This is a genomic window from Mycobacterium sp. DBP42 (assembly GCF_005924235.1).
In the GTDB taxonomy this organism is placed as follows: Bacteria; Actinomycetota; Actinomycetes; order Mycobacteriales; family Mycobacteriaceae; genus Mycobacterium; species Mycobacterium syngnathidarum.
This window is the reverse complement of the sequence record NZ_VCMY01000117.1, coordinates 1-430: the sequence shown is the minus strand read 5'-3', so window position 1 is coordinate 430 and position 430 is coordinate 1. Positions and strand designations below refer to the sequence as shown.

Sequence of the window (430 nt, the reverse complement as noted above, 5' to 3'; positions counted from 1 at the left end):
CTCCAGCAGGTCGCGCTGGGCCTCCGGGTTACCCTCCAGCAGGTGCAGCAGCGGATCGCTGAAAGTCGCGCCCAGCGATTCGGTCACATAGTTGCCGCCACCCTGGCGGCTGACCAGCAGCCCCTTCGCCACCAGTTTCTGGATCGCCTCGCGCAGCGACGGCCGGGAAACCCCGAACTGCTCGGCAAGCACGCGCTCGGCGGGCAGCCGCTCGCCGGACTTCAGCGTGCCCTCCAGGATCATCGCCTCCAGTTGCGCAACGATGTCATCCGACAGACGGCGCTGCCTGACCTGACCAAATTCCATATCCCGACACCCTTACCCGAAGTTTCGTCGCAAAGCCTCTGCCATGCGCCCAGCGCGAAAAAGAGAGGAAGCGTACCGAGCCGCTCCCCGCACCACAAGCGAGGCGCCACGAGCCCCACACGAG

1 protein-coding gene is annotated in these 430 nt (G+C 66.0%); it reads right to left on the bottom strand.

Annotation, left to right across the window (positions count from 1 at the left end; all coding sequences use genetic code 11):
- On the bottom strand, positions 1-306 hold a 306-nt coding region (locus E0T84_RS32620), incomplete at its 3' end, for a GntR family transcriptional regulator (RefSeq protein ID WP_138746431.1).
- Positions 307-430: the final 124 nt, after the last annotated feature.